The organism is Alkalimonas sp. (assembly GCF_020831925.1).
GTDB lineage: Bacteria > Pseudomonadota > Gammaproteobacteria > Enterobacterales > Alteromonadaceae > Alkalimonas.
In genome coordinates this window covers 17,825-39,245 of sequence record NZ_JAFIFQ010000004.1, presented here as the reverse complement: position 1 = coordinate 39,245, position 21,421 = coordinate 17,825, and the positions used below count along the sequence as shown (strand labels likewise).

18 protein-coding genes and 1 riboswitch are annotated in these 21,421 nt (G+C 53.3%); of the genes, 12 read left to right on the top strand and 6 right to left on the bottom strand.

The features are described 5' to 3' along the window. Positions 1–122: 122 nt before the first annotated feature. The 3 genes from recC to recD are packed head-to-tail and all read left to right on the top strand — an operon-like array spanning position 123 to position 9,636. On the top strand, positions 123–3,590 hold the full coding sequence (gene recC, locus JJU14_RS02445; RefSeq protein WP_228611014.1) for an exodeoxyribonuclease V subunit gamma: 3,468 nt from the start codon (positions 123–125) through the stop codon (positions 3,588–3,590). Further along, positions 3,587–7,528 (top strand): exodeoxyribonuclease V subunit beta, encoded by a 3,942-nt coding sequence (gene recB, locus JJU14_RS02440; protein WP_228611013.1) that lies wholly within the window; start codon positions 3,587–3,589, stop codon positions 7,526–7,528. The genes recC and recB overlap by 4 nt, the downstream gene beginning before the upstream one ends. Next, on the top strand, positions 7,525–9,636 hold the full coding sequence (gene recD / locus JJU14_RS02435) for an exodeoxyribonuclease V subunit alpha (RefSeq protein WP_228611012.1): 2,112 nt from the start codon (positions 7,525–7,527) through the stop codon (positions 9,634–9,636). The genes recB and recD overlap by 4 nt, the downstream gene beginning before the upstream one ends. Before the next feature lie 66 nt (positions 9,637–9,702). Here recD and JJU14_RS02430 read toward each other — a convergent pair whose 3' ends face one another. The 3 genes from JJU14_RS02430 to JJU14_RS02420 all read right to left on the bottom strand — a co-directional run bounded on the left by JJU14_RS02430 (position 9,703) and on the right by JJU14_RS02420 (position 12,650). Further along, entirely contained in the window at positions 9,703–10,095 is a 393-nt protein-coding gene (locus tag JJU14_RS02430; RefSeq protein ID WP_228611011.1) for a phosphate ABC transporter substrate-binding protein, read from the bottom strand. A gap of 10 nt (positions 10,096–10,105) precedes the next feature. Then, positions 10,106–11,242, bottom strand: coding sequence for a porin (locus JJU14_RS02425; protein ID WP_228611010.1), 1,137 nt, complete (start codon positions 11,240–11,242; stop codon positions 10,106–10,108). 96 nt (positions 11,243–11,338) lie between these two features. After that, a riboswitch (cyclic di-GMP riboswitch) is annotated at positions 11,339–11,427 on the bottom strand. A gap of 89 nt (positions 11,428–11,516) precedes the next feature. Next, positions 11,517–12,650: a flagellar assembly protein T N-terminal domain-containing protein gene (locus JJU14_RS02420; protein ID WP_228611009.1), complete on the bottom strand. Its 1,134-nt coding sequence runs from the start codon at positions 12,648–12,650 to the stop codon at positions 11,517–11,519. A 158-nt stretch (positions 12,651–12,808) separates the two neighbouring features. Between JJU14_RS02420 and JJU14_RS02415 the strand changes: the two genes are divergently transcribed. Continuing rightward, entirely contained in the window at positions 12,809–13,264 is a 456-nt protein-coding gene (locus tag JJU14_RS02415; protein ID WP_228611008.1) for an LPP20 family lipoprotein, read from the top strand. 21 nt (positions 13,265–13,285) lie between these two features. On the opposite strand, the gene JJU14_RS02410 is transcribed toward JJU14_RS02415, so the two are convergent. The 3 genes from JJU14_RS02410 to flgA all read right to left on the bottom strand — a co-directional run bounded on the left by JJU14_RS02410 (position 13,286) and on the right by flgA (position 14,865). After that, entirely contained in the window at positions 13,286–13,714 is a 429-nt protein-coding gene (locus JJU14_RS02410; protein WP_228611007.1) for a flagella synthesis protein FlgN, read from the bottom strand. Continuing rightward, positions 13,714–14,058: a flagellar biosynthesis anti-sigma factor FlgM gene (flgM, locus tag JJU14_RS02405; RefSeq protein WP_228611006.1), complete on the bottom strand. Its 345-nt coding sequence runs from the start codon at positions 14,056–14,058 to the stop codon at positions 13,714–13,716. Before flgM ends, JJU14_RS02410 begins: the two co-directional genes overlap by 1 nt. 87 nt (positions 14,059–14,145) lie before the next feature. Further along, the gene (gene flgA / locus JJU14_RS02400) at positions 14,146–14,865 is read right to left on the bottom strand and encodes a flagellar basal body P-ring formation chaperone FlgA (protein WP_228611005.1); all 720 of its coding nucleotides are present in this window, start codon (positions 14,863–14,865) and stop codon (positions 14,146–14,148) included. Between the two features lie 135 nt (positions 14,866–15,000). On the opposite strand from flgA, the gene JJU14_RS02395 reads away from it, so the two are divergent. The 8 genes from JJU14_RS02395 to flgG all read left to right on the top strand — a co-directional run bounded on the left by JJU14_RS02395 (position 15,001) and on the right by flgG (position 21,414). After that, a complete protein-coding gene (locus JJU14_RS02395; RefSeq protein ID WP_228611004.1) occupies positions 15,001–15,930 on the top strand; it encodes a chemotaxis protein in 930 nt (309 codons plus the stop codon). A gap of 21 nt (positions 15,931–15,951) precedes the next feature. Continuing rightward, on the top strand, positions 15,952–16,785 hold the full coding sequence (locus tag JJU14_RS02390) for a protein-glutamate O-methyltransferase CheR (RefSeq protein ID WP_228611003.1): 834 nt from the start codon (positions 15,952–15,954) through the stop codon (positions 16,783–16,785). 93 nt (positions 16,786–16,878) lie between these two features. Then, the gene (flgB, locus tag JJU14_RS02385) at positions 16,879–17,274 is read left to right on the top strand and encodes a flagellar basal body rod protein FlgB (protein ID WP_228611002.1); all 396 of its coding nucleotides are present in this window, start codon (positions 16,879–16,881) and stop codon (positions 17,272–17,274) included. Positions 17,275–17,276: 2 nt separating this feature from the next. Beyond that, on the top strand, positions 17,277–17,699 hold the full coding sequence (gene flgC / locus JJU14_RS02380) for a flagellar basal body rod protein FlgC (protein ID WP_228611001.1): 423 nt from the start codon (positions 17,277–17,279) through the stop codon (positions 17,697–17,699). A 13-nt stretch (positions 17,700–17,712) separates the two neighbouring features. Next, positions 17,713–18,396 carry a flagellar hook assembly protein FlgD gene (locus tag JJU14_RS02375; RefSeq protein ID WP_228611000.1) on the top strand — a complete coding sequence of 228 codons (684 nt, stop codon included), beginning with the start codon at positions 17,713–17,715 and terminating at the stop codon, positions 18,394–18,396. A gap of 35 nt (positions 18,397–18,431) precedes the next feature. Then, complete coding sequence (flgE, locus tag JJU14_RS02370) at positions 18,432–19,730, top strand: flagellar hook protein FlgE (RefSeq protein WP_228610999.1); 1,299 nt, start codon at positions 18,432–18,434, stop codon at positions 19,728–19,730. A gap of 133 nt (positions 19,731–19,863) precedes the next feature. Beyond that, positions 19,864–20,610 (top strand): flagellar basal body rod protein FlgF, encoded by a 747-nt coding sequence (locus JJU14_RS02365; RefSeq protein WP_228610998.1) that lies wholly within the window; start codon positions 19,864–19,866, stop codon positions 20,608–20,610. A gap of 15 nt (positions 20,611–20,625) precedes the next feature. Beyond that, positions 20,626–21,414, top strand: a complete 789-nt coding sequence (gene flgG, locus JJU14_RS02360; protein ID WP_091341513.1) for a flagellar basal-body rod protein FlgG — start codon at positions 20,626–20,628, stop codon at positions 21,412–21,414. Positions 21,415–21,421: the final 7 nt, after the last annotated feature.

Sequence of the window (21,421 nt, the reverse complement as noted above, 5' to 3'; positions counted from 1 at the left end):
TCATAAATCAATTTTTTAGCGGTTTGCACTTGTTGCAATCTGCCACGGAGGGATTCATTGAATGCAAGAAGCTATGGCATACTGTGGCAAACGCAAAATGACAATGAAAAAACAGGGATCCGATGACAGCACAGGACTGGCCAACAGGTTTTATGGTGTTACAGGGCAACCGGCTGGAGCAATTGCGTGACATCATGTTGCAGTGGTGTCAGCGCTATCCGTTGTCGCCGCTGGAAACTGAAACCTTTTTGGTGCAAAGCAACGGCATTGCCCAGTGGTTGAAACTGGCACTGGCAGCGCCGAAAACCCAGGGCGGCCTTGGCATTGCTGCCGGGATTTGTACTGAACTGCCTGGTCGGTTTTTATGGCAGGCCTACCGTGCTGTGCTGCCGGCTTTGCCGGCCGAATCGCCCTACAACAAGGATGCGCTTGGCTGGCGTTTGTACCGGCTGCTGCAGCAGTTGCCGGAGCAGGCCGAGCTGGCACCCTTGTATGGGTTTTTGGCCAAAGACCCAACCGATCCAAGGCGCTGTTATCAGCTGGCGTTTCAGCTGGCAGATTTATTCGATCAGTACCAGGTCTACCGGGCCGACTGGTTGCAGCATTGGCAGCAAGGCAACAACAGCATCGATGGCCATCCGCTGCCGGCTCACCAGCTCTGGCAGCCCTGGTTGTGGCGTCACCTGCAGCAGGAGATCCAAAGCCAGCAGCCCGGAGCCTTAAACCGCGCCGATGTGCACCAGCAATTTTTATCCGCCTGTCAGCAATTGCAAGCACGACCGGCCGGCTTGCCCCGACGGGTGGTGGTCTTTGGCATTTCGTCATTGCCCCGTCAAACGCTGGATGCACTGCATGCACTGTCGCCATTTTGTCAGGTGCTGCTTTTTGTCAGTAATCCTTGCCGGCAGTATTGGGGTGATCTGATTGATGGCCGTGATCTCTTGCGTCAGGAGTACCGCCGGGCAAGGAGGCCCGCGCAGCACCCACTGGCGCAGTTATCTGCAGAGCAGCTGCACCTGGCCGGCAACCCCTTGCTGGCGGCTCTTGGCAAACAAGGGCGGGATTATCTGCACCTGCTGGATGAGCTGGATGACAGCGGCAGTTATCAGCAGTATTTTGCCGGTCGCATTGATTTGTTTGAATCGCCCGGTGAAGCGACGTTGTTGCAGCAGCTGCAGCAGGATATTCTTGAACTGCACTCGGCCGAAGAGCGTGCTGCTATGAAGACGCAAGTGCCAGCCAGCGATCACAGCCTGCAATTTATGCGTTGCCACAGTCCGTTGCGGGAGCTGGAGGTTTTGCACGATCAGCTGTTGCATGAGCTCAGTCAGGCCAGGCAGCAGGGCCAGCCGCTGCAGCCGCGCGATATTCTGGTGATGGTGCCGGATATTAACCAGTACGCGCCCTACATCGCTGCTACCTTTGGGCGTTTTCGGCCGGAAGACCCGCGTTATTTGCCCTTTTTTGTCGCCGACCAGGGGCTGCGCCATCGCAACACCTTGCTGCTGGCTTTTGAAGCCTTGCTCAGTTTGCCGGATAACCGCTTTACCGTCAGTACCATGCTGGATTTGCTGGATACGCCAGCGCTGCAACAGCGCTTTGGCCTCGATGAAGCCGGGGTTGCCCGTTTAAAACCCTGGATTGAAGGGGCCAATATTCGCTGGGGACTCAGTGGCCGGCAACGTGCTGCCTTTGGTCTGCCCGAGCAACTGGAGCAAAACAGCTGGTGGTTTGGTTTAAAGCGGATGCTGTTGGGGTATGTGGCAGGAGAGGGCGAAGCCTGGCAGGACATTGAGCCTTATGATGAAGTGGCCGGGTTGGATGCTGCTCTGGTTGGGCCTTTGGCCGAGCTGGTAAGTGCGCTGGAACACAGCTGGCAGCAGCTGCAGCATCCTCATCATGCCAGTGACTGGCAACAGCTGCTGCTGCGCTTGCTGGAGCAATTCTTTTTACCACAAAGCCCGGCCGATCAGCAGGCTGAGGAGCGTATTCGTCAGCAACTGAGCCGCTGGCAGCAGCACCTGGCCGACAGCGATCTGGGCGAGCAGCCATTAGCGCTGGACGTGGTGCGCGATGCGCTGCTCAGCGAGCTGGATCAGCCTGGTTTGCAGCAGCGCTTTTTAGCCGGGGCGGTGAATTTTGCCACCCTGATGCCGATGCGGGCCATTCCCTTTGCTCAAATTTGGTTATTGGGCATGAACGATGGCGACTATCCGCGTCCGGTCAGGCGCAATGACTTTGATCTGATGCAAGCGGGCTACCGGCCCGGTGATCGCTCGCGCCGGGACGATGATCATTACCTGTTTCTGGAAGCGTTGCTGGCCGCCCGTCACAAACTGGTGCTGAGCTGGGTCGGCTTTAGCATCCGGGATAACAGCGAAAAACCGCCTTCGGTGCTGGTTGGCCAGTTGCGCGACTATCTGGAAACCGCTTATCCGGCTCAGCCCTTGCTGGCGCAACTGACCCTGGATCATCCGTTGCAGCCTTTTAGCCGGCGTTACTTCGAACCAAAGCGCGACCCACGTTTATTCAGCTATGCTGCGGATTGGCGCGCGGCTTTGGATGCGACCTCTTCTTTGGCAAATGATGAAACCCTGCCTCCACGCTTCTCTTTAGAAGCCGCCCATATACGCCTGAGCGATTTGGCCAGCTTGTTACGGCATCCGGGCCGTGTGCTCTATCAAAAGCGGTTAGGGATCTACAGTGGCACAGAGTCGGACAGTGAGCGCGACGACGAGCTTTTTGCTGCCGGTGGCCTGGATGGTTGGGTGCTGGATCAGGCGCTGATCGCCCGGTTGGAGCAGGGCCTGAGTACGGATGCGATGACCGATGGTCAGCCACTGAGCGTCGAGCAGCTGCTGCAGCAGGAAACGGCCCGGCTGCAGCGCGCCGGCGCTTTGCCGATGGGCGGCTTTGGCGATTTACTGATGCAGCAAAAAAATCAGGAACTGGCCGCTTTGCTGGCACAGTGGCAACAGCTGCGGCTGCAATCTGAGCCGGTTGCTGAAACCCTGTACTGGCAGCAACTGCTGGATGAAACCCTGCCGGTGGTGTTTGAAGACAGCCTGAGCGATATTCGTAAGCATCAGGATGGCCATTTGCTGCGTCTGATGGTGCAGCCCAGCCGGTTGTTTGATGCAAAAAAACAACTGAAAAGTTATCACCTCTGTCGCTTTTGGCCAGCGCATCTGCTGGCGCAGCAGGCCGGTGCTGTCGAAACCCTGCTGATAGGGCCGGATACGATCTTTCGCTTAGCACCGCTGGATAAAGCGCTGGCGACGCAGCTTTTTAATCAATTACTGGATGTTTATCTGCAGGCGTTGCAACGCCCTTTGCCGCTGGCTTGTAAAACTGTATTGGCCTTGCTGGGTGGTGATGAAAAAGCAGCGATCCAAAGCTACGAAGGCAGCGACTTTCAGGGCGATTACAGCATCACCGCTGAAGTGCAGGACTATCCAATGTTGCAGCGTTACTGGCCTGATTTTAATCAACTCAGCACCGATGCCGACTTTGATGCCCTTTGCGAGGCCTTGTATGTGCCCCTGTTGCAGCATGTGGTGCAGTATGCGGTTGCAGGAGATCGCCGATGAAAGCACAGGATTTGGATTTACTGCATTTTCCCCTCAATGGCAGCCGCCTGATTGAAGCCAGTGCCGGCACCGGTAAAACGTTCTCGCTGGCTTTGCTGTATGTGCGGCTGGTGCTGGGCCATGGCACGACTTCAGGTCATGAGCACACTGCCTTTAGCCGGGCTTTAACGCCACGGGATATTCTGGTACTGACCTTTACCGAGGCGGCAACGGAGGAATTGCGCAGCCGGATCAGGCAGCGCCTGGTTGAAGCGGCCCGCCTGTTTCGCCAGTCCCCGGCTGAGCTGCGCCAAAAAACGACCAAGGCGGATCCGCTGTGGCAACTGGTGCTGAGTTATCCGGATGAGGCCTGGCCTGGCTGTGCCTTGCGGTTAAAACGCGCGGCCGAAGCCATGGATGAAGCCATGATCGCCACCATTCATGGCTGGTGCCATAAGATGCTGGCAGAGCATGCCTTTGACAGCCGAGGGTTGTTTCAGCGTGAGCTGCTGACCGATCAAACCGAGCTGCTGGATGGCATCGTCAAAGATTACTGGCGCCAGCATTTTTACCCCCTGTCGGCCGAAGGGGCCGCTGTGGTGCAGCAGTGTTATCTGAACCCGGATCGGTTGCGCAAAGCTCTGTTGCCCTTGTTGCGCCAGGCCGATCCTGTGCTGCTGTTCGCCGGCTCGCCGCTTCAACTGGAACAGGACTCCGACTTGCAGTCATTGCTGGCGGAGGCCATCGCAGCCAGGCAACAACAGCAAGCCAGGCAGGCTGCCTTTGCCAGTGTGGAGCCATCGGTACGGCAGCTGTGGGCCAAACACTGGCCAGAGCTTGAGCAGCAGTTGCTGGCATTGCAAAGTCGCTTTAATGCCACGAAGCATTACTCCAATACCGATGAAAAATTCCGTCAGATGCTGGCCGAGCTGGCACAGTGGAGCCGGGGGCAGGGCGCCTTCGACAAAAAAATGACGCATTTTGCCAGCGGGCGTTTTGTCTGGAAAAAAGGCCAGGCACCAGAAGCGGAGCCGGATCATCCGGCCTTTGTTGGCATGGCCCAGCTGGCTGAGCTGTGGCAACAGCAGGCCGACGCTGACGATGGTGCTGATGGTGGTGATGGCATCCGCTTAAAAGAAGGCATATTGAGCCATGCGCTCTACTGGTGTCGGCAGGAGCTGAAGCGACGGCTCAACCGCCAGGCACAGCTTGGCTTTAACGATTTACTGACTGAGCTGAACAGTGCCCTGGATCCTACCCAAGCTGGCGAGCATGCCAGTCAGCTGGCCGCTGGTATTCGGGCGGCTTTCCCGGTGGCGTTGATTGATGAGTTCCAGGATACCGATCCGGTGCAGTACGGCATTTTCAACCGCATTTACCGTATTGCCGACAACGACACCAACACAGCTGTGGTGCTGATTGGCGATCCTAAGCAGGCCATTTACAGCTTTCGTGGTGCCGATATTCATACTTATTTGCAGGCGCGGCAGGATACAGCGGGTCGCCATTACAGTTTAAGCCGTAACTTTCGTTCTACCCAAGCGGTGGTTGATGCCTGCAATCAACTGTTTTTGCAGGCCGAAGCGCATCCACGCGCTGCCTTTCGCTTTAAATCCGAAGGCAGTACCGACAATCCGCTGCCCTTTACTGCTGTCAGTGCCAGCGGTCGCAACGAGCGATTGTTGCTGGATGGCAAAGCCGTGCCGGCACTGCATATTCAGCATCTCCCCGGCGAGGAGCCCTGGCGCATCAGTGCTTACCGTGAACACAGTGCTTATCAGTGTGCCAGCCGTATTGCTTTTTTGCTCAATGCCGCCAGTGCCGGGCGTTGCCGCTTTGAGGGCGAACAGAGCCGGCCGCTGGCAGCGCAAGACATCGCTGTGCTGGTACGCAGCCAGCAGGAAGCGCAGTTGATCAAGGCGGAGCTTTCCAAACTGCAGGTACCGGCGGTGTACTTATCCGATCGGGGCTCGGTGTTCGCCACGGCCGAAGCGGCGGATGTGCTGCTCTGGCTAAGGGCCTGCGCCAGCCCGATGGACTTAAGTCTGGTGAAAGCTGCGCTGGCCACGCCGAGCCTCGGCCTCTCCTTGCAGCAACTGATGGCCTGGCAGCAGGATGAACTGGCACTGGAAGCTCAGGTACAGTGTTTTTTGCGCTTGCAGGCCTGCTGGCGCAGCCAGGGTGTGCTGGCCATGTTGCGGCAGTTGCTTGATCACTACCAGCTGCCGGCCCGTTTATTGCGCCAGCAAGATGGTGAACGTCAACTGACCAACCTGTTGCATCTGGCCGACTGGTTGCAGCAACAGGCGGTGCAGTTGGAAGGCGAGCAGGCACTGATCCGCCAACTGGCCGAGCATCTGGACGAGCCCGGCGAAGAGCAGGTGATCCGGTTGGAAAGCGATGCTGCCCTGGTCAAAATCATCACCATTCATAAATCCAAAGGCCTGGAATACCCGCTGGTGTTTTTGCCCTTTGTGGTGGGGTGGCGCACCATCGATGGCAAGGTACGGCAGGTGCCTTACCGGGATGCCAGCCATACTGGCACCGAAGTAGCCGGTAAGGACGCTTTTCCAGCTGCCTGGCAGCAGGCTGATGATGAGCGGCTTAGCGAGGACATGCGGCTGTTGTATGTCGCCCTGACCAGAGCCCGGCATGGTCTTTGGCTGGGGACGGCCGCCGTCTGTGTGCAGGGCAAAAAAATGCAAAACCATCAGGGCGCTTTTGGTTATTTGTTCAACGGGGAGGCAGCGTATCAGCAGCCTGTCGAGTTGCAACAGCAGTTGCAGGCCTTAACCGGTCAAGGTGCTGTGCTGCAGCTGCAATCAACTGATGAAGCCGAGCCTTATCAGCCGGCAGAGGCGCTGCCAGAGCTGGAACCAGCCGCTTGCCCGCAGCTGCCGCCTTATCGGCGCTGGTGGATTGCCAGTTACTCAGCCATCCGTTTTCAGGCTCAGACCGCCGAACACTTTGCCAGTAGCCCCGCGAGCAGTGCTGAGCCTTTGAGCGAGCCCGAAGATGCCAAAGCCGCACTACAGGCCGAGTTGTATGCCGCAGCCACTGCCGGAGCTCCCTTTGCAGCTAAGAACGCTGCCCGGCTAACTCTTCCTGCTTCAGCAAGCCAATGGATGCATCAACTGCCCAAAGGAGCGGCCTTTGGTACCTTTATCCACGCCTTGCTGGAATGGGCTGCAGCCCATCGCTATCAGGATGCTGCCGGCCAGCATTGGTCTGGCTTTGCGGCTGCGGTGCAGGATGAGCAGGGCCGGGCGGTACAGCTGCAAAGCCGTTGTCAGGCCGTGGGGCTGGAGGAGTCTGCCGGCGCACTCAGTGACTGGCTGTGTCAGTTTTTACAGCAATCGGTGCCGCTTAATGGTGAAGCGCAGCCATTGCAGCTGATGGCCGTCGCACCTGAGCAGATTGCGGTGGAGCTGGAGTTTTTATTACCGAGTGAGCAGGTCAGCAGTGTTCAGCTCGATCGGCTGATCCAGCGCTTTGTGTTGCCAGGCGAAGTGCGTCCTAACGCCGAACCCGAGCAGCTAAACGGCATGATCAAAGGCTTTATTGATGGGGTAGTTGAGCATCAGGGGCGTTACTATGTACTGGACTGGAAAACCAACAGCCTGGGTGATGAAGACGCCAGCTACAGTCAGCAAGCGATGCAGCAGGCGATGCTGAGCCATCGCTACGACATGCAGTGTGTGCTTTATCTGCTGGCGCTGCATCGCTTATTGCAAAGCCGTTTAGCCGATTACGACTACGATCGCCATATTGGCGGTGCCTGGTACTGGTTTGTGCGTGGCTTTGCCGAGCCAGGCCAGCACGGGCTTTGGCAGTACCGGCCAGAGCGGGCATTGATAGAGCAGCTGGATGCTTTGTTCCGGGGAGAACTCGTGCCGGGTGAGCCAACGCATGGTGAACCGCCGCAAAATGCTCATGCAGCTGGTGAGGTGACATCATGAATGCTCAGAGCCGAACGCCGACCCTGCCCACTTTATTGCAGCAGGCCGAAGCCTGGTGCCAGGCCGGGCTGATCCGCAGCCTGGATTGGATGCTGGCGCAGTTTTTCAGCAGGCAAGTGCCAGAGTTGACTGAGCTCGAGCTATTAGCGGTGCTGCTGTGCAGTGAAGCCAATGGTCGCGGGCATGTTTGCCTGGATATTGGTGCTGTGCTTTTGCAGAGTAAGATCAAAGCTTCGGCCGGGCGCAGTGAGCTTTGGCAGCAGGCCGATGCTGAGTTAAAGCAGTATCTGAGTGCTTACCGTGTGCAGGATTGGGTGCAGGCATTGCAAGGCTCGGCTCTGGTGGCCAGTCAACTGCCAGACCAACAGGCGCATACGAGGGCGAATGCCCCCTTTGTGCTGGCCGGGAGTGCGCAAAAGCCGCTGCTTTATATGCGTCGCTACTGGCAGTACGAGCAGTTGATTGCTGCTGAAATTACCAGGCGTTTGCAACCGGAAGCGCCGCTTGCCGTTGATCGTGTGGCGCTGTTGCTGCAGGGGTTTTTTCCGGCAGATAAACGCGCAGCGCCGTTTGACTGGCAGATGGCGGCCTGCGCTTTAGCGGTGCGAAGCCGCTTTGCCATTATAACCGGTGGGCCAGGAACCGGTAAAACCACGACTGTGCTCAAGCTATTGGCACTGCTGCAGGGACTTCAGCTGACCGGACAGCAAAAACCATTGCAGATCCTGCTGGCCGCGCCCACCGGCAAAGCCGCAGCCCGCCTGAATGAATCCATTGCTCAGAGTTTGCAGCAGCTGGATGTCAGTGCCTTGCCATTACCAGATCCCGCGCAATTAAAAGCCTGGTTACCGACCCAGGTGCAGACGGTGCATCGTTTGCTCGGCGCCCGGCCGGACAGCCGGCACTTTAAACATCAGCGCCAGAACCCCTTGGCGGCCGATGTGGTGGTGGTGGATGAAGCTTCGATGGTGGATGTGGAGTTGATGGCGGCGCTGGTGCAGGCCCTGCCGGCCGATTGCCGTTTGTATTTACTGGGCGATAAAGATCAGCTGGCATCGGTGGAAGCCGGTTCGGTATTGGGGGACCTGTGCCGCTTTGCCGAGACAGGCAGCTACCGGCCAGGCACGGTGGCTTATTTGCAGCAACTGTGCGCGGCTAAGGTGCCAGAGCGCTATGTTGCAGCAGAAGACGCACCGGCGCTGGCGCAGGTCACTGCCATGCTACGTCACAGCTATCGCTTTACCGAAGGTGGCGCTATTCATCGGTTGGCAACTTTAGTGAATCATGGCGGAACTGTTGTTGACGGCGCTGGGGTTGACGGCAATAACGTTGAGGGGGATGGCAGCTCTGCAGTAACGACCATCAAAGCCATCGCGGCGGAACCGAATAGCCCGGTGCAATTGCTGCAGCAAGGCATGTCCGCCGTGCCGACTGGCGCATCTGCTTCAACTGCCATGCCTTTTAGTGAGGCATTTAAGACGTTGTTGCTAACGGGCTACCGGCCGTATTTAACCGCCGTAGCAGCCTTTGCACCGGAGGCTGAAACCGTGCAGCGGAATCAGGCGGCGCTGCAGATTTTGGCACTGCAGCGTAATTTTCAGCTGCTGGGCGCTGTGCGCGAAGGCGACTGGGGCGTACAGGGCCTGAATGCCCGCATCGAGCGCTTACTGGCCCGGCATAGCCTGATCAGGCCAGAGGGGCAGGCCTGGTATCCGGGGCGGCCGGTGCTGATGACCCGCAACGATTATCAGGTGCAACTGATGAACGGCGATATTGGCGTCTGTTTACCCGTGCAGGAACAAGGTGAGACAGTACTGCGGGTGGCTTTTTTGGATGGGGAAGGCGGCATTCGCTGGGTGCTGCCCAGCCGTTTGCACAGCGCCGAAACTGTCTTTGCCATGACGGTGCATAAATCACAGGGCTCGGAGTTCCTGCATACGGCCTTGCTGCTGCCTGCAAGCAGCAGCCCGGTGCTTACCCGCGAGTTGCTTTATACCGGCATCACCCGGGCCAAAACGACCTTTAGCCTGATTTACGATAACGAGGCTGTGCTGGCCAGCACCATAACGCAGCGGGTGCAGCGCGCCAGTGGTTTTGCTTTGCTGTGATTGTTCTGTTTGCTCCATAAGAAATGCCGGCATCAAGCCGGCATTCGTTTTTCTGTGTCTCGGATCTTAGTTGGCAAGGGTGGCAATGACCCGTACCTGATCGGTCACTTCACTGGCTGGGATATAGCCCAGGCTGTTCGGGTTGGCGGCAACAAATTCGATTTTAGCCGCGACTGAGTCGACTTCAACCGGTGGCCGGCCTTTACCGGTAAAAACCAGCCGGGACCAGTAGGCTTTCATTTGGGCCGGGCTTCGGCCTAAAGCTTCTTGCTCGAATTGATCGCGCAGTGGGTTGTTCTCCGGCAAATTAACCGGCATCAGGCTGCCGGCACGGCCCATATAAATACGGGATACTTCTTCCATACTGACTTCAGCCGTTGCCGGGTGAGCGATAATCGCAATATCAGCAGCACAGACGGATGAAGCAAGCGCCAGGCTGGCAAGCAAAAACTTTTTCATAGATAGCTCCTTAAAAGACCAAATCGATGCCGACAGTCAGCAGCTGATCACGACGATCGGCTACTTTGTCTTTTTGTGAACTAAACTGCACTTTCAGTGCGGCGGACGGATGGAAATCATAGCGGCTGCCAATATTCCAGGTGTCACGTTTGGTGGTGAAGGATTCTACTACTGTTGTGACAGCTGGGCGGAATGGATTTTCGGCGGCCAAGGCTTGATAAATTTCTGCCTTGCCATCGTTATCACGCTGTTCGAAGCTGACAAAAGGCGTGAAACTGTCGATGCGGTAACCAGCCGACAGGTAATAGCCATTCTGACTTGGGATCACGGTATTTTTCACCCGGGCACGGACCACTTCACCACTAAGCACCAGGCTGCCGTTATCATAACCTAATGCCAGGCCCATAAAAGCACTGCTGGCATCATCGATACGGATTTGGTTAGCCGTAGCAGCGAAACCGGATTGTTCCAGCAAACTCAGCAAGCCGGACAGTTCGCCATCTTGATCAACCAGCGTCAGCTTGCCAGTTAAATAAGCTACGCGAGCACTAAAATTACCCTGTACCAGCTCCCAGGTAGCACCGGCAATCCGTTCAATATTTGCATCAGCTGGGGCCGGGGTAATGGCGGTGGTGCCGCTGTAGCTTCCCAGAATCAATTGCAGTGTAGAATCTACCTCACCTAACTGACCAAAGCGGACCAGAGAAATCCCTTCCAGATTATTAAAATCAAGGTTGTAGACTGAGCTTGGCACCCGGGCCCAGTCGTAGGCGTAGCCCACATCCATAAAGTCGGAATAACGGTAGAAAGGCGTGCGCAGGCGACCTGCATTGATGCGGGTCTGGCTATTCAGCTCATAAGTCAGGTAAGCCCATTCAAATTCGGCATTAAAATCATTGGCACCACGGCCCATCAGCTGAGCGGTCACGGACAAACGATCGCCAAGGTCAGCCTGGGCCTGTAAGGCAAACAGAGATTCGTTTTTAAAGTCGACTTCGTTATCGTAGCCATAGAGGCGATCAGAGCTGGAAAGGGTGTTACCTGCCTGAATGGATGCAAAACCGTTGAAGCGAATTTCCGCCTGCGCTGCAGTGACGCTCATTGCCAGCAATACACCCAGACTAAGTTGTTTGATTTTTGATACCATGTGGATCTGTACCCCGATCATTGGTGGGAAATCGATGTGTTGGCCCCAAGGCCAGCAACACAGTGTTATTCCATCGAGGCAAGTAGACGCTTGATAATGTGCGGTCTGGCTACCATAGAAACAGAGTTCCGTTAGGCCCATGACTTTGCGTGTGCAGCTTTTCAGCTGACTTGCCAAGTGGAGGCGCGAATTGTACAGATAATGGTCAGGCCTGTAAAGGATGTTTCCATAAATTTGAATGAAAGGTGCAGGGCTCGCCCATATTTTTGATTAGCTAGGGAGTTAGTTTGGTCACGGCATCACCCACTTGTACATTGCTGAGTAAGCGCTCACCCACGCTTTCGGCAATGGCCCAGTCGTAGCCAAGATCGGTAATGCGGACAGTCAGTGGGCTGACGCGAAAGCGGGTGTTGTCTCCTTGAATACCGTGCTGACGATACAAGATGGTCAGTTCATCACCACGGCTAAGTCCGACATTTTGCCCACTTTGTAACTGGATCCGATTGTTGCCCACTTCGGTGATGGCAGCGATGAAGGGCTCGCAGCGCATAGCATCTTCAATATCAATCACAGCTGCATCCAGCACCCGAGTGATGGCTTCGCCATAGCTGGTTAGCCAAAAACGATGATCAAGCGGGGAGATGCTGGTGCGTTTACGGTAATCCCAGCGCGCCTGAGTACGGTATTCCTGTTGAAACAGCACCTTGCCAGTGCTTAACTGCCGAAGTTGGAGCTGCATATGAAAAAAGCGTTCGCGCCTGGCATCTGACCAGAACCGCAGGTTCATATCTGTCCGCTCACCCAAAGAGACATCTTCGATACTGGCAGTGACCAGATAATCCGCGTTAGTTTGCTGCAATAAACTGCTGCGTTCGCGCGTGGACAAGTGGCGGTTCAGATCCGGATAGTCCAGCCAGGCTGGCAAAGTGCTATGGGATAATCCCTGCAGCTGTTGGTGCACCTTTCTGGCACTGACTTCACCAATGCTTTGTAGATCGCCAATGACACTTTGCTGGGGGTGGCGCAGGGCAAAGGGACTAACCAGCAGCGGTTTTTTGTAACCTGCACCTTGGCACTGAGCATGCTGCGGAAAGATATCGGCCCGAATGGTTACTTCCAGTGTACGGCCAATACGTTGCTCACGTACCACTTCAATTTGCCTAACTTCCGCATGGCTTTGCCATTGCATAGAGCTTTCAGTCAGCAAGCCATTAGTAACCTGCTGCACACTGCTGATGGAGGCACCTGCATAAAGCAAGGCTCGCCGGACGGCATCCTCGGTTGCTCTGGCGCGGGCTTCGGCTTCGTCACCACCGCGGATCACCGCCTGACCACTGGCTTCAACCCAGTCGGCTGCAGCACTCAAGCTGATAAGCAGCAACCCTAGCCCAATAAACAGCATTCGCATGATGATTTTCCTCAGCACTGAACTATGCCAGACTTTTGACGTTATTTGGTCTCTGACGATTGAAAAAGCAAGTTGTGTACCACTGTTCTCAAAACCAGGCTCGTTAAGGCAAGTTGGCGCGTGTTTTGCTTTTAAAAATGTATCACCTGTGGAGATTGATGATGAACAAAATCCTGATTATTTGCAGCTCACTGCTGTTGTCGGCTTGCAGTCTGGTAGCAGATCGCCATGTGGAGTGGGAAACTGTCCCACCAGAGCAGTTCCCGGTGCTTCGGGCTGTAGGCTATGCACCTTTATCATTGCAACCAGGAGAAAACGAGCAGCATAAAATGCTGATGGCATTACAGGCATCCAAGCTGGATGCTTACCGTGAGTTGGCAGAGCAAGTCTATGGTCAGCGCATTGATGCCAATACCAGCATGCAGCAACTGCTGGTTCGTAATGAGCAGTTAAGAGCCTCAGTTCAGGGGGTGATTCGGGGAGCCCGGGTGGTGAAAAGTTATCCGGTCGGGGATGCCTATGCAACAGAGCTGGAGCTGGACTTTAGGGATGTCTATGAGCTGTATCAGGCGCAGCAGCCACAACGTCGTATTCGGCATGTACGCTATTACTAAGTAGGTATTGCAAAAAGATGCTTAGGCTTTAAAGCCTTTGCCTTTGTGATCGACCGCAGGTTTGCCTTTACGATCGTAAGTTAGTCCTGATTTACCATGCAGCTGCAGCAGTTCATTTTTAAAGTGCTGCAAGTTGAGCTGGCTTTGTTCCAGTGCAAGGCGGTTCACTTCATTTTGCTGTTTGCAGCTGGCCAGCAGCTGATCCATTTCCGACACGGCTTGCTGGAAATCTTCTGTTTGTCTTGCGTCTTGCAGCTGTGAATGCTCAGCAATGCGCTGATCAAGTTGCTGCAAGGCCTCCAGACAAGCGACTTTCTGCTGTCCCAGGCTTTCCAATTCATCTGGCTGACGACTAGCGATAGCGGCAATTTCTTGCCGCAATAACGAAAGGAGCACATTCAGGTGCTCCTTTTGCTGTAACAGTAGGGTGTTCAGATCAGTGGCTGTCATCAGTTTTTACGAAAAATTTCGCTCTCAAATTGCATAATGCGTTTGGCCAACTGCTCGACATTAATCTGGTACTTGCCATCAGCAATAGCCCGTTTAATTTTTTCAACTTTTTCCTGGTCTATGCCAGTACTGTTGTTGGCTTTTTCCTGCAAGCGCGCCATTTGCTTGGCCTGTGGCGTGATTGACACAGAGTCCTGCTTGGCTTGCGGAGCCGTCGGCTGTGGGGTAGCGCCAGCTTGTTTTTGCTGCGTAACCTGCTGCCTTTGGTTGGTTTGTTCAACCGTTTCTTTTTTTACCTGATTGCCAGCGTTGGCTGGCGGGGTGTTGTTAATTTGACTGACCATCTGAAACCTCTACCTACTGATCAAACTCCCTATGCTCATACTAACGGCAGGGATACAGAAAACTTTAGAATTTTTTTCTCTGAATGATTAAAAGTGTACCTTTACTTCATTCACTGCCGTGACTCTGGCTTCAATCAGCTGATTTGATTGACGGTTTCGTATCCGAATCAAATCACCCAGGCTACCATCCTGCTCGGCAATGCCTGTGGCGCTGACACTTAAGCTTGCATGATCTACATGAATTGTAACAACATCGCCACGACATACAAGACAAAGATCCTGCAGACTGACAATTTGGCCCAGGCTAATAGCTCTGCGATTACGGGCACCTAAAATAAAATCAGGGTTATCAACGGGTGTACCGCGCTGCAAGCGCCGTTCGCGTTGTTCCAGTTGCAGCATGTCGGCAGTTAACCGAGTACCAGGCGATAAGTTTTGCCGGGCAACCACCGCTGTGACCAGGTCAGTGAAGCGGGCCGGTATAAAGAGTTGCCAGGGTTGAGGGGCTTCGCAACGAATTTGTACCGTGGCCTGGCGATTGCGCAGGGCACCAGGCAGGCTTAGCTCTAATGGTGCAGCACAGCTTTTTACCCCGATACGGGGATCTAAGCCTTGCAGTTGCCACTCACGCTCTGCTTGTTCATCTTGCTGTTGCGTTTCATTTAACCATTGCAATGCCAGTTCAGTCAGTTCCTCTGTCGAATACTGATGGAGCGGTGCATCGGCTTTTACTGCTATAGTGGTGAAAATAACCACGATTGGCAGGATAATTTTGGCAATGCAGCAGATTTTATCGTACATTTTCATAAGGTTTCGGCTATGCTTAGTGACGAGTTTCTGTAATAAAACCAGTGTCAAAATTCAGGCGGTTTGAATCGAAAGCGCCTCGTGGTAGTGGAATAGCAAGAATCGATCCTCTTTGCCCGATGACAGGAGCCGCAGATGGCAAGTATTTTAGATTCCGTAAATCAACGCACGCAGCTGGTGGGACAAAACCGGTTGGAGTTGCTGCTGTTTCGCCTTCCTGGCAAGCAGCGCTATGGGATCAATGTCTTTAAAGTACGCGAAGTATTGCTGTGCCCTAATTTAACGGCGCTACCAAAACGTAATAAATGGGTGCGTGGCATTGCTCATGTTCGCGGTCAAACCATTTCAGTGATTGATTTAAGCTTGGCGATTGGCGGTAAGCCGGTTACCGATTTAGCAACGAGTTTCGTTGTGATTGCTGAGTACAACCGCTCCGTCCAGGGCTTTTTAGTGCAAGGTGTTGAGCGCATTATTAATATCAACTGGGATTCCATTATGGCCCCACCGGAAGGAACAGCCGGTAAGCAGAGCTATCTGACCGCAGTGACTGAGGTGGATGGCGAGTTGATTGAAATCCTGGATGTGGAAAAAATTCTGGAAGAAATTAGCCCTTCACCAACCAGTTTAAGCAAAGATATTTCAATTGATAGTGTCCAGCATGATTTGGGGGAGCGCTTCATTCTGATTGCTGATGATTCGGCAGTCGCTCGAAATCAGGTGAAAAAAGCTCTGGAAAATCTGGGTGTAAAAATGCACCTGGTGAAAAATGGTCGTGAAGCCTTTGAGTTTTTGCAGCAAACAGCAGCCGATTGTGAGTCATCGATTACTGAAAAAGTGGGCTTGTTAATTTCGGATATTGAAATGCCGGAAATGGATGGTTATACCCTGACCGCTGCCCTGAAAGCTGAACCAAAACTACAAAAGCTGCATGTGATACTTCATACCTCTTTAAGTGGTGTCTTTAATCAGCAGATGGTAAAAAAGGTAGGGGCAGATGATTTCATCGCCAAGTTTAACCCCGATGAGCTGGCCGAATCTGTTCAGAAGTGGCTGCATGTGGATTAATGGCAGTTAAGGAACCAATCGATGCCAAATCGTGAGCTGCAAGACAGCGAGTACAAGGTGTTCCGTGACTTCCTGGAGCAGCAATGCGGTATTGTTTTGGGCGAGAACAAGCAGTATCTGGTGAAAAGCCGGCTTGGTCCTTTGATGGCTCGTTTCAATGTATCATCTTTGTCTGAGCTGGTAGCAAAAACCCTTAGTCCCTTTGAGCGCCAGTTGCGTTCTGCTGTAATAGATGCGATGACGACCAATGAGACTTTGTGGTTTCGTGATACCTATCCATTCGAATTGTTAAAGAAACAAATTCTGCCTGAGTTGGAAAAAACCAGCCGTACTTTAAAAATCTGGTCGGCAGCCAGTTCTTCAGGTCAGGAGCCATACTCCATTGCCATGACCGGTCTTGAATACCAGCAAAGCCGACCGGGTGCTTTTAGCTTGGGGCTGCATGTGCTTGGAACCGATATCTCCAATACCATGCTGGAACATTGCCAGCGTGCTGAATACGATGGCCTGGCATTATCGCGTGGATTATCGCCTGAGCGGCGGGCTAAGTTTTTTGAAGACAGTGGCAACGGCATGATGCGGCTAAAAGCTGCCGTGCGGAAGAATGTCAGTTTCCGCCATCTGAACTTACTGGATAGTTACGCACTGCTGGGTAAGTTCGATATTATCTTTTGCCGTAATGTATTGATTTACTTTTCTCCAGAGGTGAAAGCCAAGATTATTCGGCAGTTTGCCGGTGCTTTAGCACCGCGCGGCTACCTGATTTTAGGCGCTTCCGAGTCGCTATCCAGCGTCAACTCCGACTTCGAGATGATTCGTTGTAACCCTGGCATCATCTATCGTAAAAAGGCTTAACACCTTTTATACCCACCTAAATAGCATCTGAAAAAATATTTGGCCCGCCTTTTGCTTTGTTTTCATCAGAAGGATGGAGGTGAGGCAAATATCATGTCAATCAGTTTTAAAAATGCCTTTGGCATGCACCCTGACGCGATGGTGATTCGTGAAAAGCGCACCCAGGTGCTGGCCGAGAATATTGCCAATGCTGATACGCCGGGTTTTAAAGCGCGCGACATTGATTTTCAGCAGGTGCTTGCCAATACACAGCACAGGCAGAGCCGGGCAGCTGCCCGTACCCATGAAAAGCATTTTGCGATCGATAGTTCGGTGCGTAAAGAGATGCAATACCGCAACCCGGACCAACCGGATACTGGTGATGGCAACAGCGTCGATATTCATCGTGAGCGTAATTTGTTTATGCAAAATGATTTGGCTTATCGCACCAGCTTGCAGTTTCTGGATGGCCGGATCACCAGTTTGAAAAAAGCAGTGAAAGGACAATAACCATGAGCTCTTTCAAAGTATTTGATATCGCCGGCAGTGGCATGACTGCCCAGTCAGTCCGGCTCAATACTACCGCCAGTAATATTGCCAATGCCAACAGTGTTAGTAGCAGCATCGAGCAAACCTACCGCGGTCGGCATCCGGTGTTTGCCGCAGAGCTGGCCGAGGCTAAGCGGATGCAAGGTGAGGTTTCCGGGGTGCAGGTACTGGGCATTGTGGAGTCGGATGCACCGCTGAATATGGAATACAACCCAAATCATCCATTGGCTGATGAGAATGGTTTTATCTACAAGCCAAACATCAATGTGATGGAAGAAATGGCCAATATGATATCAGCTACCCGCTCGTATGAGACCAATGTGAATACCGCGGATGCGGCCAAGAAAATGTTGATCCGGACGCTGCGTCTTGGTCAGCAACAGTAATGAGGGCTGAGTGATGACCATCAATGCAACCAATGGCTTGAGCCGGGACCTCTACTGGCAGGACGACAATAAAGTACCAGAGCGTAATAATGGTGCTTTGACCCAGGCTGACTTTTTTGCCTTGCTGACGCAACAACTGGCGTTTCAGGATCCGACGAAGCCGGTCGAGAATGATCAGATGATTGCACAGATGACCAATTTTACCATGGCGGATGGCATCAGCTCACTGAATACCAACTTCAAAAGCTTTGCTGAGAGCATGAGCTCGAATCAGGCGTTGCAAGCTTCATCATTGGTTGGCCGTAGTGTATTGGTGCCATCTTCCGAGATGGTCTTTACCGGCCAGGATTTATCGCGTGGCATCATTGATTTTGAACAGCGTGCGACCAATGTGCGGGTACGTATCGAAAAGCCCAATGGGGAATTGGTGCAAACCATCACTATTCCTGAAGTAGCGGCTGGTAAGTTTGACTTTGTTTGGGACGGTACCAACTCAAAGGATCAGGACATGCCACCTGGGGTCTACAAGATCAAAGTAGATGCCAATATGGGTGGTGAGAATCAGTCGGTACCGGTGATGGTGTATGCACCGGTCTCCAGTGTCAGTTTAGGTCAATCTGGCAAAGGGATAACCCTGAACCTGGTTGGCTTGGGTGCCTTTAAATTAGCAGATGTACGTGAGATTTCTTACGGTTAATGGCCGCTGCCATAGCCTTGGATGAGAGGTGAGTTATGAGTTTTAATATCGCGTTAAGCGGCCTGGCCGCAGCACAAAAAGATCTGGACGTTACCGCAAATAACATAGCCAACGTCAATACCACCGGTTTTAAAGAGTCTCGGGCTGAGTTTGCTGATGTGTATGCAACCTCGATTTTTGCCTCCGGCCGAACCAAAGTAGGGGATGGTGTGACAACCTCGGTGGTGGCACAGCAGTTTAACCAAGGCTCGTTGCAGTTTACCAATAACTCGCTCGATCTGGCGATTACTGGTGAAGGTTTCTTTGCCACTACGCCGGACCGTTTGTCACGCGACTTTACCTACACCCGGGCCGGTAACTTTAAACTGGATAAAGACAACTTTATTGTCGATAACCGCGGCAATTATTTGCAGGGTTTTAGCGTAGATCCGTCCACTGGTCAGAATCAATCGGTGAGTTTGAGTACGACACAACCGATTTCAATTCCAACTACGGCTGGTGCACCGCGTGCGACCAATAATGTGTTTATTACGGCAAACCTGAATTCATCCGAGCTGATTAATACCACCACTTTTGAACCTACGGATCCAGCGACGTACAGCCACTCAACCTCGGTAACGGTGTACGATAGTTTAGGCGAGCCGCACATTCTGTCTATGTACTTCCGTAAGGCAGCTGTTGGTGAGTGGGAAGTATTTGCCGTGTGGGATGATGTGACGGCTGCCCCTTTTGGACCGACTAACCTTCAATTTGACTCCAGTGGTGAATTGATCATTCCTCCAGGGCCGCCACCAACACCCCCAGTATTGGCGCTGGATGCAGCTACTCTGAATGATCCGGTAAATGGCTACTTAACCAATGGTGCTGAGTTTTTGACGGACGTGGTAATTAACTTCCGCGATCCAGCAGGTATCCGTACACCAACACAGTATGCTGCACCTTTTGATGTCACCAACCTGAGCCAGGATGGTACTACTGTTGGTAATCTTACCGGGGTGGATATCGATGCTTTTGGCCGGGTGCTGGCCACCTACAGCAATGGTGATGAAGAGTATCTGGCTCAGGTGACTCTGGTACAGTTTGCCAATGTGCAGGGGTTAAAGCAGGTAGGTAATACTTCCTGGCAGCAGACCATTACTTCGGGTGAGCCGATTGCCGGACAGGCCAATGTGGGTACCTTTGGTGCGATCAACTCTTCGGCACTCGAACAATCCAACGTGAACCTGACAACCGAACTGGTGGATTTGATTAGTGCTCAGCGGAACTTCCAGGCCAACTCGCGGGCGCTAGAGGTAAACAGTACCTTGCAGCAGACCATCCTGCAGATCCGTTAATCCATTCAATTTCGCTTTTCAAAGCCACCTGCGGGTGGCTTTGTTGTTTTTACACCACATAGCATGTTATGGCACTTGTTTTGCATTGATTAAAGCTAGCAGCCACAACCACGCCAATTAGCAGGAGGCCGTGATGGATAATTTGCTTTATATCGCCATGAGCGGAGCCAAAGAAAATCAGCATGCCATCAGTGTGCGGGCCAATAACCTGGCCAATGTCGGTACTACGGGCTTTAAAGCGGATTTTGAACAAGCCAGAGCTATGCAGGCATTTGGTGCCGGTTTACCGACTCGGGTGTTTTCGATGACAGAGCGTCCTGGTCATAATTTTGACGCTGGGCCCCTGGTGATGACCGAACGTGACCTGGACATTGCCATTAAAGGTGATGGTTGGTTTGCCGTGCAATCGGTTGATGGCACTGAAGCCTACAGTCGGGCAGGCAGTTTGCAAATTAATGCCTTTGGCATGCTGGAAACCGCCAGTGGCCTGCCGGTGATTGGGGAAGATGGACCGATCCAACTTCCTTTGCCTTTGGCCAAAGTCGAAATTGGCCAGGATGGGACTATTAGTGTGTTGCCCCAAGGCGCACCGGCTGAAGCGTTGTTTGAGGTCGGCCGCATAAAGTTGGTGAACCCAGAGCTTGCAGACATTGAAAAAGGCCTGGATGGCTTGTTCCGGCGCAAAGATGGTGTGGTTGAACTGGAAAGTCCGGAGGTGGTTTTGATTAACCGCGCGCTGGAGCGCAGCAATGTCAATGCGGTGGCAGAAATGACACATATGATTAGCCTGCAACGACAGTTTGAAATGCAGGTGAAAATGATGAAGAACGCGCAACAAATCGATCAGAAGCAAGATTCGCTTCTGTACATCATGGGTTAAGCGAAGGAGGCAATCATGCATCCAGCATTGTGGATAAGTAAAACGGGCTTAGATGCCAAGCAACGGGATATCTCTGTTATCTCAAATAACCTGGCGAATGCCAGCACCATTGGTTTTAAAAAGAGCCGGGCGGTGTTTGAAGATTTGCTGTATCAGAATGTCAACCAGCCTGGTGGTCGCTCATCGCAAAACTCCGAGCTGCCCAATGGCCTGATGATAGGCGCTGGTACTAAGGTGGTGGCAACTCAGAAAAATTTTACTCAGGGCAACATGATTACCACCGAAAATAGCCTTGACCTGATGATTCAGGGGCATGGTTTTTTTGAGATCCTGATGCCTGATGGCACCATTTCCTATACCCGTAATGGCCAGTTTACCGTCGATCAGGATGGCAATATGGTGACCTCTGGCGCAGGTTTTCAGCTTGAGCCAAACATTGTGGTACCACCTGAAGCCACAGGTATTACCGTATCGCAAGATGGTGAGGTTTCAGCACGGATCCCCGGCCAGGCCGATAATGCGGTGCTAGGGCAGATCACGGTGACCAACTTTATCAATCCGGCTGGTCTGGAGCCTATTGGGCAAAACCTGTTTCGCGAAACGGCGGCCAGTGGCGATCCGGTGCAGGGCATTCCAGGTTTAGAGGGGTTAGGCTTGATTGTGCAAGGAGCGTTGGAAACCTCCAATGTCAATGTCACTGAAGAGCTGGTTAGCTTGATTGAAAGCCAACGGGTGTATGAGATGAACTCCAAAGTCATTTCATCGGTGGATCAGATGCTTGGCTTTGCCATTCAACAACTTTAATTGAAGG